This is a genomic window from Streptomyces fradiae ATCC 10745 = DSM 40063 (assembly GCF_008704425.1).
Lineage (GTDB): Bacteria > Actinomycetota > Actinomycetes > Streptomycetales > Streptomycetaceae > Streptomyces > Streptomyces fradiae.
This window is the reverse complement of record NZ_CP023696.1, coordinates 5,081,509-5,098,616: the sequence shown is the minus strand read 5'-3', so window position 1 is coordinate 5,098,616 and position 17,108 is coordinate 5,081,509. Positions and strand designations below refer to the sequence as shown.

Here is a 17,108-nt window from a genome sequence, read left to right as displayed (position 1 = left end):
TCCTGCCTCACGAGCCCTGCGGCTGCCTGGCCGCCGCCGTCGACAGGCGCGGACCGGTCGGCAGGAAGGCGGACCAGGCCGCCGGAACGGGCTGCGGGTCGACGTCCTTGTAACCGAGCCGGTTCTGGGCCTGCTGCGCCTCCAGGAGCCGGGCCTTGCGCTCCTCGGCCGAGCCGGAGGTGCCGATGCCGGAGTCGTCGGCCGCGTTGTCGCCGTTGGACTGCATCGCGTACCGCAGGCCGGTGTCGGTCACCAGGAACTGGAAGCCGGCGTCCGTGCGGGACCCGGTGAACTGGCGGAACAGCAGGCCGGTGCCGGGCGTGACGTACGCGCTGCTGGACCCTGTCGGCAGAGGCGCGGGGAAGTCGTCGCCGACCCAGGTGCTGAGGGTGGTGGAGCCGCTGTCCTGGTCGACCTCGCGCAGCACGTTGCAGACGGTGTTGGGGCTGCCCTCGCCGGTGCCGGCGGAGTTGACGGGCTTCGGGGCGTCCTTCGGCCACTTCAGGTCGGCGCCGAAGGCCTCGCTCGGCCGGAAGGTGCCGGCGTGGACGGGGGTGGCCTTGCCGTCCTGTCCGAGGTCGATCAGTTCGCGGCTGCTGAGCAGCAGCTTCGCGGTGAAGTCGGAGACGGGCGCCACCCGGCCGGGCAGGACGACGTAACTCTGCATCCTCGTTCCGTCGGGGGCGGTGAGGACCATGCCGACCTTGTTCACGTCGTCGGCCAGCTCACCGGGGACGTTCGCCTCGTCGCCGGGTCGCCCCTCGACGGAGGGGAAGTCGATCTCGTCGCCCTTGTGGAGGGTCTCCAGCCACCCGGCGGAGACGCGCTGCGGGGTGCGGCCCTGGCCGACGAGCTGGCGGAGGAGCAGTTCGTCCTTCTTCACCGGGTACGCGGTGCCGGCCCGGTCCACGATGTAGCGGGTGCGCTCCGGGGCGGGTCCCTCGACGTACAGGAGGTCCCCGCCGTCGAGTCGGCCCGAGCCCTCGGTCCTGTTCTTCTCCCGGTCGGCGAAGACGAACGCCGCCTTCTGGATGGCGCGCCCGCCCTCGACGGGCCGCTCGCACACGGCCCAGCGCTTGGCCGCGCCCGCCTCCTTCGCGTCGGGGAGCCGGTCGGGGGCGTAGGGGATGCCGAGGGTGGCGCCGTGCCGGATCTTCCCGTTGTCGAGGACGGATTCGTCGACCTTGATGACGGTCCCCTTGTCGGGGTTGAGGAGCAGCTTCGCGGAGGCCATGTTGAGGACGGGGTGGAGCTGCTTCGTCTTGCCGGTCTTCAGGACGACGTAGCGGGTCGTCGACTTGCTGGCGATGATGACGTTCTCGCCGGGGCTGTCCCAGTCCTTCGGGGCGACGGGGCGGAACATCCCCCACGCGCCGAACACGGCGAGCACCACGACGCCGACGATGACGCCGGGCAGGACCGCGCGCAGCGGGCGCGGCGCGCTCTCCTCGGAGCCGGTGGAGTTGGGCTGGACGAACTGGGCGACGAGTCTCCGCTTCGCGAAGGTGTAGGCGTTGAGTTCGTCCCGACGCGATGCCATGTATCCGGTGTCCCTCTCCCCGCTGGGCCGCTGCGTCCCCCTGGTCGCCAAGGGGCGCCGGCCGTCGTAACCGCCCCCCTACTATGCCTGCTGGAAGCCGGGCGGCTCTGCTCAGGTAGGGTGATCGCCCGGTCAACGGCCGTGTGAATTCGGCTTTTACGGACACGAGGGGGCAACGCGGCGATGGGTACGGCGACGCGCGCGCGCACGAGGCGGTCCGGCGAGGGACGCCCCGCCCGTTCCCGCGGGCAGCGCGGCAACGGCCGCCGGGCCGGAGGGCACCGCTCCGCCCCCGTTCCGAGGTCCGGGGCCCCTGCCGCCCCCGTACCGCGCCCGCTGTCGCGGGTCGGCCGCGTGGGCCCCTTCCAGCTCCGCCAGCTGGTCCTGGTCGAGCTGGCCCTGGCACTGGCGGCCGTCGGTCTCGCCCTGCGCGGGCTGTGGCTGGTCCCCACGCTGACCGTCGCCGTGGTCCTGCTGCTGCTCGCGGTGGTGCGCCGCCGCGGCCAGGCCGTGCCGGACTGGTCGTCGACGGCGCTGGCGCTGCGCGGGCGCCGCCGGGCCGCCGCTCCCGCGGCGGTGGACGTCGACCCGTCCCTGGCCCCGATCGCCGAGGGGCTGCCGGGGTTCCGGCCCTTCCCGTACGTGGACCGCAAGCGCCGCACGGTCGGCATGCTCGGCGACGGCACGTTCCTGACGGCGGTCGTGCGGGTGGAGGCGGGCGGCGCGGCACCGCGCCCCGCGTTCGGCGCGCGGTCGCTTCCCCTGTCGCTCCTGGGCGGGGCGCTGGAGGTGGACGACATCGTCCTGGAGTCGGTGCAGCTCGTACAGCAGGTGCGGTCCGCTCCGGCGCCGCACCTGCCGCAGCAGGCGGTGGCCCGGCTGTCGTACGCGCCGCTCCAGGAGCGGACCGGGGCGCCGGCGCTGCGGATGACGTGGGTGGCGCTGAAGCTGGACCCGGAGCGCTGCCGGGAGGCCATCGAGGCGCGCGGCGGCGGTGTCGAGGGCGCCCAGCGGTGCCTGGTGCGGGCGGCGGACCACGTGGCGAGCAGGATCACGGGCGCCGGGTTCGAGGCGGTCGTACTGGACCAGGAGGAGCTGAACTCCACCATGGCGACCGCGGCGTGCGCGAGCCCCCGGCTGGCGGCCCGCGCGCACCGCCCGGACGCCACGCCGCAGCGCCGCACGGTGGAGACCGCGCGGGTGTGGCGGTGCGACGACCGGTGGCACACCACGTACGCGGTGGGCCGCTGGCCCGCGCTGGCGGGCGGCGAGGGGTCGCCGCTGGCGAAGCTGGTGTCGCTGCTGACGGCGACGCCCGCGTACGCGACGACATTCAGCCTCGCCATGCGCCGGGGCTCGCGGCAGGGCGCCGTCGACGTGGCCGGGTACGTGCGCATCACCGGCGGATCGGACACCGAACTCATCGGAGTGCGAAGAGCGTTGGAGCAGGCCGCCCGGTCGGCCAAGGTCGGCCTGGTGCGGCTCGACCGGGAGCAGTTGCCCGGCGTGCTGGCGACGCTCCCGCTGGGAGGGACGCAGTGAGGCTCAGGACTCGGTCCGCTCGGGCACCGCGCGGGCTGTTCGGCCCCCGCCACGCGGGCCACAGCGTGGCCGTGGAGGGCATGGGCGCGCTGTCCCTGCCCGTCGGCGACGACGGCGTGGTCATCGGGGACGACGCGGAGGGCAATCCGCGGATCGTGGGCTTCCACCGCTCCGCCCCGTACGACGTGCTGCTCATCGGCGGGTTGTGGACGGCGCAGGTGCTGGCGCTGCGCGCGGCGGGCACGGGCGCGCGGGTCGCGGTGGAGACGGGACGCGCCCAGGCGTGGACGGCGCTGGCCCACGCGGCGGGTGCGGGCCTGGAGTGCGTCACGCTGCACGACGTGGGCCGGGTACCGCCGATGGGCGCCACCGTGGGCAGTCCGGTCGTGGTCGTCCGCGACTGCGGCATGCGGCCGCCGCGCGGCCGGGTCGTGTCGTCTCCCTGGCAGTCGGTGCTGACGCTGCTGCCCTATCTGAGCCCGGTGGCGCCCCGTCTGATGCGCGCGGCGACGCTGGTGGGCGTCCAGCGGGTGTCCCCGCAGGAGGCCGAGCGGATCGGGCGCATCCTGGGGCTGTCGCGGGCCGAGTACGAGGCGCTGCCGACCCTCGCGGACGGCGTGACGCTGTGGTGCGCGGGGCGGGAGCGGCACTGGGTGATGACGAGCGGCACGGACGCGGAGACGGGCCTGCTGGGCACGGCCCGGCGGATGGACTGAGCATCCGCCGCGACGGCGGTGCGGGTCTCGGGCCTTCTGTCAAGTGGCCGGTGCCGCCGGGCGTTCCGCACCTAGGATGCCGGAACGTGACCGGCCGTATGCGCGGTCGCCGTCTCGTCGACGCCCCAGACCCGTTCCAGGTCCGCGTGGATCACCTCGGATCACCGCGGACAGCCTCGGATCGCCTCAGCAGACCGGGCGGGGCCCGACGGGCCGTTCGTCCCAGCCGTTACCGAAAGGACTCGAGCGATGGGCAGCGCACAGGAGAAGGACGAGTTGTACGCCCTCGACATCTCCGGGGTGGAGTGGCACGGGGCTCCCGGCACCAGCCCCGACGAGGAACGCGTCGAGATCGCCTACTTGCCCGGCGGCGCAGTCGCCATGCGGTCGTCGCTGGACCCGGAGACGGTCCTGCGCTACACGGAGGCGGAGTGGCGGGCGTTCGTGCTGGGCGCCCGCGACGGGGAGTTCGACCTGAAGTGACCCGTCGGCGTCCTGCCCCGCGGGTGGCGGCGGACCGCGCGGCCCGGAGGTGTCCGGGCGGCCTGGTCCGCTGTGGCGTTCTCCGGGTGGGTCGGTTCGCCGTCGCTTCGTGGCGGTCGCCTGTGCCGTCGGTCGCGCGGCGTGCCTGCCGGACCGGATCGCCGGTGGGGCGGCACGCGTACGCGCCGGTGACCTGGCGTCAGCGCGTCCCGCGCCGGTCGTCTCCGCGGCGCACGTGATCACGCACGGCTTCCGGTACGTCACGGGACGCCGTGACGGGCGCTCCTGATGAGCCTCCACGGGTGGACGGGCCTGACGCTCGGGCGCCGTCGGCGATTAGGGTGGGATGGGCCGGCCATGACCCGCGCGGGCATGCGGTGCCCGCGGGGAGAGCCGGGCCACGGACGACAGGAACGGTCGCCCACACCCATGACGGCACAAGGGTGCTCGACCACACCAGGAGGCAAAGTGAACGGCGATCGGGACGAGATCCACCGGGGATGGAACGCTCCTCCCGTCGACGATCCGTCCGACATGGACGCCGCCGAGATGACGGGGGAGTTCACCATCGACTACACCCCGCCCGCCTGGTACACGCAGAACGCCGGGGGCGGGGACGCCCCGGCGGCGCCGGGTGCGACGCCGCCTCCCCCGCCGCCGACCGGGCAGCCGCTCCCCGTGCCCGGGCTTCCGCAGGGCGGCGGGTTCCAGCCACACGCCGCGCCGCCCGCCCCCGTGTCCGCCGCGCCCGCTGCACCTCCTGCGCCGCCTGCCGGACCGCCCGCCGTACCCATGGCGCCGCCGGAGGCCGTGCCGCAGGGTGCCGCGGCCGGGGAACCGGGCGGGGCGCCCGGCGGGGCGCCCGGCGGGGCGCCCGGCGAGGTGCCGGGGGCTCCCGCGGGAGCGCCGTACGCGGGGGCGGAGCCCTCTGCGTACGCGCCGCCCGCCGCGGCTCAGCCCGGCGCTCCCGCCACCGCGCCGTTCGGCGGGGGTGACGTGGAGAGCGGGGCCACGATGCGCTTCTCCCCCGCCGCGCTGAAGCAGGAGATGGAGGAGATCGCCAGGCGCGCCGAGGCCGAGGCGGCGGCCTCCGCCGAGGCGCGTCCCGCGCCCGCGGCCGGAGCGTACGACGCCTCCGGGGCCGGGGCGCAGGGCGAGGAGGGCGGCACGGGCACGCTCTCCGGCGACGGCGAGCGCTCCGACGGGGTCGACGGCCCTGACTCCCGGATCGAGGCGCCGTCCCCCGACGCTCCCGGCCCGGCGGAGGGCTCCCTCGGGGAAGGGCCTGTCGGGGAAGCCCCCGCAGGGGCGGACGACCGGGGCGGCGAAGTCGCGGAGGGTCAGGAGAGTCCGGAGGGCCGGGGCCTGCGGGACGGTCAGGACGACCGGGAAGGCCTGGACGGCCAGGACGGCCAGGGCCTTCAGGGGGTCCACGCCGCGGACGGCGGTGCCGGCCACGCCGAGCCCTCCGGTGGGCAGCCCGCGCCGGAGGAGGCGGCGGGCGCCCCGACCGTGCCAGGCGGGGCCGGGGCCCAGCCGTGGGGCCCGCAGGAGGCGCAGGACAGCGGTCCGGTACCCGGGCTGCCGCCGCTCCCGCCCGAGTTCCAGCCCGCCGCGCCGGCCACGGCGCAGCAGTGGCCGGGCGCCGCGCCCCCCACCGACCCGTCGGCCGCGCCCGCGCCCGCGTGGCCGGGCGCCGCCCCCGTACCCGGAGCGCAGCCCGCGGGCTACGGCTTCCCGCACCCTCAGGCCCAGCCTCCGGCGCCCAACGCCCAGGGCGGCCACACCCTCCCGCAGGCCCCGGACCAGAACGCCCACACGCCCCCGCCACAAGGCGGCTACGGCTTCCCGCACCCGCACGCCCAGCCTCCGGCACCCGACACCCAGGGCGGCCACACCCTCCCGCAGGCCCCGGACCAGAACGCCCACACGCCCCCGCCACAAGGCGGCTACGGCTTCCCGCACCCGCACGCCCAGCCTCCGGCACCCGACACCCAGGGCGGCCACGCCCTCCCGCAGGCCCCGGACCCGCAGACGCCGTACGGGCACGGTCAGGCACCGTACGCCCCGGCCCCCGGCCAGCACCCGCCCGCGCAGGCCCCCTACGGCGCTCCCGGCGGGCAGGCCCACCCCGGCCAGCCCCCGCACCCCGCCGCCCCGGCCCACCCGGCTGCCCCGGGCCGGCCCCAGCCCACCCCTCAGGGCGGCTACGGCTTCCCGCACCCGGGTGGGCCCCAGGACCAGCAGCCCCCGGCCCACCAGCACGGCCCGCACCCGCACGCCCAGCCCCCGGCCCCGGCCCCGGCCCCGGCCCCGGCTCCCCAGTACGGGCAGGCGCACCCGCAGGGAGCGCAGGCGGCGCCCGCCGACCCCCGTACCGGCGCCGGCTGGCCCTCCGCCGTGACGCACGACCAGCGCCAGCCCTCCGTGCCGGGCGCCCCGCTCGGGTACACGGCGGCCGTGGAGCTGTCCTCCGACCGGCTGCTGCGCAACACCAGGCAGAAGCCCAAGAGCAGCCGCAACCCGGCCGCCGCCTCGCGCTTCAAGCTCGGCGGCAAGAAGGAGGAGGCGGAGCGCCAGCGCAAGCTCCAGCTCATCCGCACGCCCGTCCTGTCCTGCTACCGGATCGCCGTCATCTCCCTCAAGGGCGGTGTCGGCAAGACCACGACGACGACCGCGCTCGGCGCCACCCTCGCGAGCGAGCGGCAGGACAAGATCCTGGCCATCGACGCGAACCCGGACGCCGGCACGCTCGGCCGCCGTGTGCGCCGCGAGACCGGGGCGACCATCCGCGACCTGGTGCAGGCGATCCCGTACCTCAACTCGTACATGGACATCCGCCGGTTCACCTCGCAGGCCCCCTCCGGTCTGGAGATCATCGCCAACGACGTGGACCCGGCCGTCTCGACCACGTTCAACGACGCCGACTACCGGCGGGCCATCGACGTGCTGGGCCGTCAGTACCCGGTGATCCTCACCGACTCGGGCACGGGTCTGCTGTACAGCGCCATGCGCGGTGTGCTGGACCTCGCCGACCAGCTGATCATCATTTCCACGCCCTCCGTCGACGGGGCCTCCAGCGCCTCGACGACGCTGGACTGGCTGTCCGCGCACGGGTACGCCGATCTGGTGCAGCGCTCCATCACGGTCATCTCCGGAGTGCGCGAGACCGGCAAGATGATCAAGGTGGAGGACATCGTCCAGCACTTCGAGACGCGGTGCCGGGGCGTCGTGGTGGTGCCGTTCGACGAGCACCTCGCGGCGGGCGCCGAGGTGGACCTCGACATGATGCGGCCCAAGACGCGGGAGGCGTACTTCAACCTCGCCGCGATGGTCGCCGAGGACTTCACGCGGGCGCAGCAGGCGCAGGGGCTGTGGACGGGCGACGGGCACGGGGCCATGCCCCCGCAGATGGCCCCGCCGCTGCCGGGCCAGCCCGCGCAGGGCCAGCCGGCACCCGGTCAGCCGATGCCCGGTCAGCCGATGCCGGGTCAGCCGATGCCGGGTCAGCCGATGCCGGGCGGCCAGCCCGCACCGGGACAGCCCGCACCCGGCCAGCCGTATCCGGGGCAGGGCCAGCCGGCGCCCGGCGGGCCGTACGGCGGGCAGCCCCCGTACGGGGCTCAGCCCCCCGTACCGGGACAGGCCGCGCCGGGGCAGCCGGGCCAGCCGTACGGACAGCCCCCGCAGGCCCCCGGCGCCTACGGCCAGCCGGGCGTTCCCCCGCAGGGCTGGGCGGGGCAGCCCCCGCAGCCGGGAGCGCCGCAGGCACCCCACCAGGGCGCCCCTCAGCAGCACCCCGGTTCCGGCCCCGCCCAGGGCACCGACCCCAGCGCGCCCGCGGCGGCACCGGCCTGGCCCCAGCAGCCGCAGCAGGCTCCCCAGGCCCCGCCCCAGCAGTAGGGCGGCGCGGCGCGGCGGAAGCCCCCCATCAGCGGGGGCCGACCCGCCGCGCCGCCACGCCACCCGCGCCCTCCCAAGCCACGCCCGCCCAACCCACGCCCCGGGCCCCGGCCGCACGCCGCCCGGCCGCCGCCCGACGGCGACCGGCGACCGGTGACCGGTGACGCTCGCCCCCGGACGCGGAAAGGGCCCGCACCGCATCCCTCCGGACCGGTGCGGGCCCTCCGCCTCCCGCGGGCCGCTCGACGGGCCCCGCGGGCCTACCGCCCGTCGTACTCCGCGGTCAGGGCGCGGCACCGCTTCACGTCGTCGGCCATGGCCTCCAGCAGCGCCTCGATCGAGTCGAACTTCCGCTGCCCCCGCACGTACGCGAGGAAGTCGACCGCCACGTGCAGCCCGTACAGGTCCAGCCCGACGCGGTCGATGGCGTACGCCTCGACGGTCCGCTCCGTCCCGTCGAACTGCGGGTTCGTGCCGACGGAGATCGCGGCCGGCATCCGCTCGCCGTCGGCCGTCAGCCACCCGGCGTAGACGCCGTCCGCCGGGATGGCCGTGTGCGGCAGGGTCTCGACGTTCGCCGTGGGGTAGCCCAGCTCCCGGCCGCGCTGCGCGCCGCGCACGACGACGCCCTCGACACGGTGGGGGCGGCCCAGGATCTCGGCGGCGCCCTCGACGTCGCCCTCGGCGACCAGCCGCCGGGTGAGCGTCGAGGAGAACGGCTGCCCGCCGCCCGCCTCGCCGGTCACGTACAGGTCGACGACCTCGACCTCGTAGTCGTACGTGGTGCCCAGCTCGGCCAGGTAGTCGACGTTCCCGGCCGCGCGGTGGCCGAAGCGGAAGTTCGGGCCCTCCACGACCACGCGCGCGCGGAGCTTGTCGACGAGGACCTTCACGATGAAGTCGGCGGGCGAGAGCTGTGAGAAGCCGGCCGTGAACGGCAGGACCAGCACCGCGTCGACGCCCAGCTCGCCCATCAGCTCGGCGCGCCGGTGGTGCGGGGCGAGCAGCGGGGGGTGGCTGCCGGGGCGGACGACCTCGGAGGGGTGCGGGTCGAAGGTGACGACGACGGCCGGCACGCCCAGCTCGCGGGCGCGCTCCACGGCCCGGCCGATGATCAGCTGGTGCCCCCGGTGGACGCCGTCGTACGAACCGATGGTGACGACGCTGCGCCCCCAGTCCTGGGGAATCTCCTCCAAGCCTCGCCAGCGCTGCACTGTGACCGCTCCTCGCCCGAACCCGTGTACGTCAGTACGTCATGACCGATACGCAGGTCTAAGGGTGCCATGCCGGTCTGGTTCGCCCCGCATCGGCATAGCGGCCGGTGCCCGGTCGGCCACGCTCACCGGTCCCCTCGGTCCCCCGCGCGCGCAGCCGCGCCCGCGCCGCACCCGGCGTCGTCACCGGCCCGGCCCTCCGCAGCACCGGACCCGGTACCGCCGCCCTCCGTACCGTCCCCGGCGAACCGCCCGGCATCTCCCCCGGTGAGGGCCCCGGCGGGTCCGGCCTGCCGCGCCGCGGCCCACGCGCGCAGCAGCCCGGCGAAGGCGGGCACCTCGGCGCCCAGGTCGGCGAGGCACCGGTCGAGGGCCGCCGTCCCGCCCGGTGTGCGGGCCAGCAGCGCCCCGGCCCGCAGGACGAGCGCACGGGTCCGGCCCTCCGGGCGGTCCGCCGCTCCGTGGGCGGCCGCCCGCAGCAGCGCCTCCGGCACGGCCGGGTGCGGCGCCTCGTCGCGCTCCAGGCGCAGGAGGACGTCGAGGAGTTCGGCGCGCGTGTCACGCGACACGGGCGTGCCGGGCGCCCCGAGTACGGGGGCGAGCGCGGCCCGCACCTCGGCGGGGCGGCCCCGCAGCAGGTCGGTGACGAGCGGGAACAGGGCGGTCCTGACGGCCGGGCCCTGCTCCAGGCGCCGGTCCACGTGGGCGGCGGCGAGGGCGGCGCCCTCCGGATGGCGGTCGACGTACTCGCTCACGAGGGCGGTGGCGCGGCGGGCCTGCGCCGGGGCGCGCACCTCCGCCAGGGCGTCGAGGACGTCGGCAGCCGTGGCGGGGTCGCCGTCGCGCAGCCCGTCCCGGAAGGCGTCGAGGACGGGGCCGGGGTGGGTGGTGAGCGCGGCGGCGAGGGCGCGGGCCGGGGGCCGCGGCTCACCGGCCCGGAAGGCGGCGAGGGCCTGGGGCAGGTGGCGGGCGCGGCTGTGCGGGTCGCGGACGAGGACGCCGAGGGCGGCGCCGTGCAGGGAGCGGTCGCCGGGGCGGGCGAGCAGGGCGAGGGCGGCGTAGCGGAGCACCTCGCGGTCGGCGTCGGCGGTGACGTGCGCGGCGAGGAGCGGACCGTAGGCGGCGGCTGCGACGCGCCGGGCGGGGCGCGCGTCGTCGTGCGCCCAGCGGTCGACGGCGCGGCACAGGGCGGCGGGGTCGTCGTGGACCAGGCCGGCGAGCAGTTCGTCGGCACGGGGGTGGGCGGTGGCGACGAGGGCCTCGCACAGGTCGTCGACGGCGAGGTCCCGGTGGGTGTGGAGCAGCGCCTGGGCGACCCCGGCGACGGTGGGCCGCACGTGGGAGCCGGGTTCCGCGGGGAGGGGCCGCTCGTCGGTGAACCACCGGCACAGCAGCGGCTGCACGCCGCGCGGGTCGGCGGCCAGGTGCCGGGCGACGGCCGCCAGGTAGCCGGAGCGGCGCGGGCCGCCGGGCCGGCCGGGGCGGGGGCGGTCGGCGGGCAGGACGCGGCGCAGCAGGTCGAGGCGCTCGTCCTCGCGGAGCCGCAGCCGCTCCCAGAAGTCCGGTCCGTACGTGTCGGGGTCGCCGGCGGCGGGCCGGGTGGCGAGGCGGGCGGCCAGCGTCCGCAGGGCCGCGGCGTACGGCCGGGCGTCGGCCGCGCCCAGGAGCGCGCCGCGCAGCAGCCGCCGCGCCCACCGGTCGGCGTCGGCGGGGCCGCCGGCATGGCGGGCGAGCCGTTCGAGCCGTGCGGCGGCGGCAGCGGCGCCGTACCGGCGCTCCAGCATGAGCAGGGCCCGTACGACCACGCCCGCGCGATGCGGCGGTACCCCGCCGGCCCGGTCCCCGAAGCCGTTCGCCCCGTCCCGGCAGGGCGCCCCGTCCCGGCAGGGCGCCCCGTCCCGGCAGGGCGCGGCGCAGCCGCTCGCGCACCCGGCCGTGCTGCCTGGCGCGGCGCACAGGCACGGCGCCCCGCCGCTTTCCGGTGCCGTCGCGTACCCGCCCGGACCCGCGGGGGCGTAGCCGCCGGGCGCCGCGCACGCGCAGGGGGCGGGCCCCGGCACGGGCGGGGGCGTCGGCGTGTGGCCCGGCCATACCGGCCGGCCGACCGGTTCGAGGCCGCCGGGACACAGGTCGCCGGGCCACGGGCCGCCGGAGGACGGGTCGGTCACCTGGCCACCCGGCCGGTCGGCGGCCCCGGCAGACACGGACGCGCCCCCGTACGCCACAGGCGCGCCCGCTCCCGGCGAGGCGGCGGGCCCCTGCGGCGCGGGCCCCCGCGACACCGGGGCGGACCCCGCGGGGAACACGTGGCCCCGCAGCACCGCCCGCTCTCCGGTCTCGGGCGCCCCGGACCGTGGACGGCCGGACGGGGGCGCAGCGGCGTACCGCGCGGTGTCCTCGCGCGCCCCCTCCGCGGTGGAGGCGCCGGGCAGGGGGTCGAGCCGGAGGGTCGTCTCGACGGGCCGGGCGTCCACCGCATCCGTGTACCGCTCCGGCGCACCCGCGTCACCACCGCCGAGCCCGGCCCCGTGGAGGTCCGGCACGGCGAGGTCCGGCACGGCGAGGTCCGCCGCGTCGGGGCCCGGCCCGGCGGCACCGGAGCCTCCGCGCCCCGGCACGGCGAAGTCCGGCACGGCGAAGTCCGGCACCGCACGCCCCGGCACGGTGCGCCCCGAGACGGCGTGCCCCGACAGGCCGCGCCCCGGCACGCCGGACGCCCTCCCCGCACCCGAGGCACTCGTGTGCGCACCGCTCGCGGGGAGGGCGCCCGCAGGGGCCCGCCCCGCCTCCAGCGCCCGCCAGGCCGAGGGAGCGCGCTCCGCCGCGGGCCCGCCCCACCGAGCCGGACGGGGCCCACCCGCCTCGACCGGTCCCGGAACCGGCCGCTCCCCCGGCCGCCGCCCATCGGCGCAGCCGCCAGGCACCGGCCCGTACCCCGCCGTCGGCGGCCGCCCGGCCACCGCACGGCCCCCACCGCCGTCCACCGCCCGCGCCCCGCCACCGCCGGCCACCGCACCGCCGGCCACCGCACCGCCGGCCACCGCACCGCCGGGCACCGCCCCGAGGAACGCCCCGCCACCACCGGGCACCGCCCCGGACGCCCCGCCACCGAACGGCGCCGTCCTGACGGGCGATCCGTCCAGGACCGCACCGGCCAGGGCAGCACCGCCCACCAGCGCCCCGCCCGGAACGGACCCGTCAAGAGCCGTCCCGTCGAACACCGCCCCGTCGAAGGCCGCCGCGCCGAGGAGCGCCCCACTCACCGGCGCGGCGCCCCCGCGGGGCGCACCCTCGGGACCGGCTCCGCCCACCGGCACCGCACGGTGAGCCGCCCCGCGAGGACCGGCCCCACCCGCCGAAGCCGCCCCACCTGGAACCGCTCCGCCCGCACCCACCCCACCACGAGCCACCCCGGCCCCATCAGGCCACCCACCCCTCACCGCTCCGCCGCACGGCAGCCGGTCCGGTGGCGAGGCGTCCTCGCGGCGGGCCAGCACCAACGCCTCAAGGGCTGCGTCCAGGTCGAGGTGGGCGGCCTGCAGCCACTCCCCGAACTCCTCGTCCGCGAACCGGTACCCCGCACCCGCGGGAACCAGCAGCCCTTCGGCGAGTACCGCGGACGCCCAGCCGGTGCCCCACGGGAACAGCTCCTCGAACGCCCCCCGGTCCAGTTCGCCGTGGCCCGGCCCCAGGCAGCGCCGCGCCGCCTCGTGGACCCGGCCCGCGACCCGTGCGGCGAGGCCCCTCAGCTCCGCCTCCACCGGCGCCGGACGGCACCCGGCGGCGACGCGCCGGGCGGCCCGCAGGCACAGCAGGTTCAGGTGCGCGGCGAACAGGTCGTCCCGCGCGGCGCGCTCGGGTACCGCGCCGGGCAGCGCCGCCCGCAGGTCGGCGAGGAGCCGCAGCGCCAGCGGATGCCGGGCGTCCGGCGCGGCGAGCGCCCCGGCGGGCAGGCCGTACCGGGCACGCGCCTGCTCGGCCTCCTCGCGGGTCAGGTCCCCGACCGGTAAGGCGGCACCGGCCGGTGCGGCGGCGTGCGGGGCTGGGTCGTACCCGTACAGGCTGCCCGCCGGGTACAGGGGCCCCGCCGTCTCCCAGTGGGCGGGCCCGCAGGCGAGGGCGAGGCGCGCGCCGTGCCGCCGCAGCCAGCGCAGCGTGTCGGCGGTCCAGTCGGGCTGCCGGGCGGCGAGCGCGGGCGGCGTCTCCTCGGGGCCGTCCAGCAGGACGAGCAGGGGGCGGCCGGCGTCGGCGCCGAGCCGGGCGACCCGCCGGGCCAGGTCGCGCAGGGCGGCGGGGTGGGCGGCCGGGTAGGCGCTCCAGTCGCCGTCGGCCGCGGCGACGGCCCTGCCCGCCCGGCCCAGGACCCGGCCCACCGCGTCCGCGAGGGAGAGGTCGCCGTCCCGCAGATCCGCACCGCGCAGCCACACGGCGGGGGCGCCGCCCGTGCCGTGGCGGCGGGCCGTCTCGGCCAGCAGGGTGGTGCGTCCCGTGCCGGGTTCGCCCACGAGCGCGCACACCGCCGGGCGGGCGGCCGGCGGGCGGGGGTCGGCGCCGGGGCCGCCCGCCGTGAAGAGGGCGAGGTGGTGGTCGAGGTGGTGGCGCGGGACGGGGCGCACGGCGGGGGGCGCCGGATGGGTGAGCCCGGCGAGTCGGAGGGCGCCCGCGAGGTTGAGGTCGGGGCCGTAGGAGGGGACGGTGGCGGCGTTGCGGCCAAGCAGCCGCGCCAGGGGGCCGCCGGGGGCGCGGGCGGCGGCGGTCGCGAGGGGCAGGGCCGGCGCCGCGGTGGGGTGGCCGGTGCGCAGGGCCGGGGCGAGGACGGCCAGGACCGTGCCCGTGGCCGCGTCGAGGACGGGGCTGCCCGCGGCGTCGCCGCCCTGGAGCGCTTCGCGGCCCTCGGTGCCGATGGCCAGTGCCAGGACGTCGCCGACGGGGTGGGCGGTGCGCCCGTCGGCGTACGAGGCGGGGACGGTGGCCAGGACGCGGGCCTCGCGCCAGCCGAGGGCGTGGACGCGCACGTACGCCCCGTCCGGGGCGGGGCGGGTGGCGATGGCCAGGGGGCGCACGGCGAGGCCCTCGGCTCGGATGAGGGCCAGGGCGTCGGCGGGCAGTGCGGTGACCGCGTCGGAGGTGACCGCGCACCCACTGCCGTCGGGGGCGCGCAGCACGATGCGGCCGAGCCCGGCGATGGTCTCGTGGGTGGTCACGACCGTGCCGAGGTGGTCGGCGACGAAGCCGGTGCCGCGTGTCCGGCCGGCCTGGTCGCAGATGCTCACCAGCGTCGCCCGGTCCTGTCGTCCCATGGGTCGACGTTAGGTCCGGGCTGATCGGACCGGGAAACCCGGCCGGGCCACGCGCCCCCCAATGAGCCCGCCTTCACTCCGAGCGCCCGTCCAAGCGGGTGAATAGGCATTCTTGTGCGGAGAGAGACAAAGCGGAGGGGAATCGTGGAGCGGGTCCGGGCGACCGGCCCGCTCCACGATCGACCGGCCGGCACGCCCGCCCTCCCGTCCCCCGGGCCCTCGCGGCCCGGCGGATCGGCACGCCGCGTACCCGCCCCGCCCGCGACCGGCCGCAGGCCGGGCGATCAGCCGGTCGCAGCAGGGCGGACAGCCGGTCCCCGGCCGGAAGGGGCCGGACAGGCAGCCGGTCCCCGGCCGGAAGGGGCCGGACAGGCAGCCGGGCACAAGCCGGGCGGTGCCGCCCCCAGCGCCCCGTTCGGCGCGGCGTGGCCTCCGTCACCGACAGAGGCCCGGCGCTCATCGCCCACCGACGCCCGGCGTCCGACTCCCGCCGACGCCCGGCGCCCGACGCCTGGCGCCCGGCGCCCATCGCCCACGGACGAGCAGCCCCGTCGGCCACGGACGACGGTCACCCGCCATCCGCCCCATGGCCGGGCCCGACCGCGTCAGCCGAAGACGGCGACGCTCTTGGCCCGGCCCCCGCGCTCCTCGACGAGGGCCAGGAAGCGGCCCTCGGGGCCGAAGACGGCGACGGGGCCCTCCCCGTAGGCGGGCATGTCGATCCGTACGCCGTTGAGCAGCAGCTTCGCTCGCCGCTCGTCCACGTCCCAGCGGGGGAAGGCGGCAGCGGCGGCCTCCGCGATGGGCATGACGGTGAGCTGCTCCTGGAGCTGGTCCAGGGTGCGGGCCGCGTCGAGCTTGTAGGGGCCGACGCGGGTGCGGCGCAGGGCGGTCAGGTGGCCGCCGACGCCCAGGTCGGCGCCGACGTCGCGGGCGAGGGCGCGGATGTACGTGCCGGACGAGCAGACGACGGAGACGACCAGGTCGACGACGGGGGTGCCGTCCTCGGCGACGGCGTCGCGCATGTCGTACACGGTGAACTGGGAGACGGTGACCGGGCGGGCCGGGATGTCGAAGTCCTCACCGCCGCGCACCCGCGCGTAGGACCGCTTCCCGTCGATCTTGATGGCGCTGACCTTCGACGGGACCTGCATGATGTCGCCGGTGAGCTTGGCGACGGCCGCGTCGACGCCCTCGCGGGTGACGCGGGACGCGTCGGTGGACGAGGTGATCTCGCCCTCCGCGTCGTCGGTGACGGTGTTCTGGCCGAGGCGGATGGTGCCCAGGTACTCCTTCTCCGTCAGCGCGAGGTGGCCGAGGAGCTTGGTGGCCTTCTCCACGCCGAGGACGAGGACGCCCGTGGCCATGGGGTCGAGCGTGCCGGCGTGGCCGACGCGGCGGGTGCGGGCGATGCCGCGCATCTTGGCGACGACGTCGTGGGAGGTGAACCCGGCCGGCTTGTCGACGATGACGAGGCCGTCGCGGGGGCCCCTCCCGGCACCGGCCGGGAGGGGCGTGTTCGCTGTGCTGCTCATCAGGCGCCGGCGCCGTCCTCGTCGTCCGCCTCGGCGTCGTCCTCGTCGCCGGGCTTGCGGTACGGGTCCGCTTCGCCCGCGTAGGTCTTGCCGGTGGACACCTGGCGTACCTCGGCGTCCTTGGCGCGCGCCTTGTCGAGGAGGTCCTCGATGGTGCGTGCGTTGTCGGGCAGGGCGTCCGGGACGAACGTCAGCGTCGGCGTGAAGCGGACGCCGGTCTGCTTGCCGACCTCGGAGCGCAGGATGCCCTTGGCGGACTCCAGCGCGGCGGCGGACGCCGCGCGCTCCTCCTCGTCACCGTAGACCGTGTAGAAGACCGTGGCCTCCCGCAGGTCGCCGGTGACGCGGGCGTCCGTGATGGTCACGAACCCCAGCCGCGGATCCTTGATTCGCCGGTCCAGGGTCTCCGCGACCACGACCTGGATGCGATCGGCCAGCTTGCGGGCCCGCGCGTTGTCGGCCACCGGTCCGTCTCCTCTTCCGTCTTGCTTTCACTCTTCATCGTCGGTGTGCAGGCGCCGCCGTACGGACAGCAGCTCCACCTCGGGCCGGGCGGCGACGAGGCGTTCACACCGGTCCAGTACCCCGGTGAGGTGCCCGACGTCCCCGGAGACCATCGCGACGCCGATCTCGGCCCTGCGATGGAGGTTCTGGTTGCCGGTCTCCGCCACACTCACCGCGAATTTCCGCTGGAGTTCGGCGACGATCGGCCGGACGACGGAGCGCTTCTCCTTGAGCGACCGTACGTCGCCGAGGAGCAGATCGAAGGACAGCGTCCCCACATACATGAATGGTCCGGATGTCCCGCCGGTTCGGGTTCGGGTGGCCCCGCCGTCACTGGCGGCGGGGACATCCGAACCGTACACGCAGCGGCC

Annotated in this window: 10 protein-coding genes; 4 read left to right on the top strand and 6 right to left on the bottom strand. The window is 77.4% G+C overall.

The window, feature by feature from the left end; translation table 11 throughout:
- Positions 1-7: 7 nt before the first annotated feature.
- Positions 8-1,540, bottom strand: a complete 1,533-nt coding sequence (gene eccB, locus CP974_RS22810; RefSeq protein ID WP_031129741.1) for a type VII secretion protein EccB — start codon at positions 1,538-1,540, stop codon at positions 8-10.
- A 183-nt stretch (positions 1,541-1,723) separates the two neighbouring features.
- On the opposite strand from eccB, the gene eccE reads away from it, so the two are divergent.
- The 4 genes from eccE to CP974_RS22790 all read left to right on the top strand — a co-directional run bounded on the left by eccE (position 1,724) and on the right by CP974_RS22790 (position 8,184).
- Positions 1,724-3,082 carry a type VII secretion protein EccE gene (gene eccE / locus CP974_RS22805; protein ID WP_174887773.1) on the top strand — a complete coding sequence of 453 codons (1,359 nt, stop codon included), beginning with the start codon at positions 1,724-1,726 and terminating at the stop codon, positions 3,080-3,082.
- Positions 3,079-3,798 carry a hypothetical protein gene (locus CP974_RS22800; protein WP_031129744.1) on the top strand — a complete coding sequence of 240 codons (720 nt, stop codon included), beginning with the start codon at positions 3,079-3,081 and terminating at the stop codon, positions 3,796-3,798. The genes eccE and CP974_RS22800 overlap by 4 nt, the downstream gene beginning before the upstream one ends.
- A gap of 249 nt (positions 3,799-4,047) precedes the next feature.
- Positions 4,048-4,281 (top strand): DUF397 domain-containing protein, encoded by a 234-nt coding sequence (locus tag CP974_RS22795; protein WP_031129746.1) that lies wholly within the window; start codon positions 4,048-4,050, stop codon positions 4,279-4,281.
- A gap of 468 nt (positions 4,282-4,749) precedes the next feature.
- Positions 4,750-8,184 carry an SCO5717 family growth-regulating ATPase gene (locus CP974_RS22790; RefSeq protein WP_150485849.1) on the top strand — a complete coding sequence of 1,145 codons (3,435 nt, stop codon included), beginning with the start codon at positions 4,750-4,752 and terminating at the stop codon, positions 8,182-8,184.
- Positions 8,185-8,444: 260 nt separating this feature from the next.
- Here the strand turns inward: CP974_RS22790 and CP974_RS22785 are convergent, their stop codons facing one another.
- The 5 genes from CP974_RS22785 to CP974_RS22760 form a co-directional block, all read right to left on the bottom strand.
- Positions 8,445-9,398: a bifunctional riboflavin kinase/FAD synthetase gene (locus CP974_RS22785; RefSeq protein ID WP_031133353.1), complete on the bottom strand. Its 954-nt coding sequence runs from the start codon at positions 9,396-9,398 to the stop codon at positions 8,445-8,447.
- Positions 9,399-9,523: 125 nt separating this feature from the next.
- The gene (locus CP974_RS22780) at positions 9,524-14,698 is read right to left on the bottom strand and encodes a hypothetical protein (RefSeq protein ID WP_140160885.1); all 5,175 of its coding nucleotides are present in this window, start codon (positions 14,696-14,698) and stop codon (positions 9,524-9,526) included.
- A gap of 605 nt (positions 14,699-15,303) precedes the next feature.
- Positions 15,304-16,233, bottom strand: a complete 930-nt coding sequence (truB, locus tag CP974_RS22770) for a tRNA pseudouridine(55) synthase TruB (protein ID WP_031133351.1) — start codon at positions 16,231-16,233, stop codon at positions 15,304-15,306.
- Positions 16,233-16,697, bottom strand: coding sequence for a 30S ribosome-binding factor RbfA (rbfA, locus tag CP974_RS22765; protein ID WP_031133349.1), 465 nt, complete (start codon positions 16,695-16,697; stop codon positions 16,233-16,235). The genes truB and rbfA overlap by 1 nt, the downstream gene beginning before the upstream one ends.
- 27 nt (positions 16,698-16,724) lie before the next feature.
- On the bottom strand, positions 16,725-17,021 hold the full coding sequence (locus tag CP974_RS22760; RefSeq protein ID WP_031133347.1) for a DUF503 domain-containing protein: 297 nt from the start codon (positions 17,019-17,021) through the stop codon (positions 16,725-16,727).
- Positions 17,022-17,108: the final 87 nt, after the last annotated feature.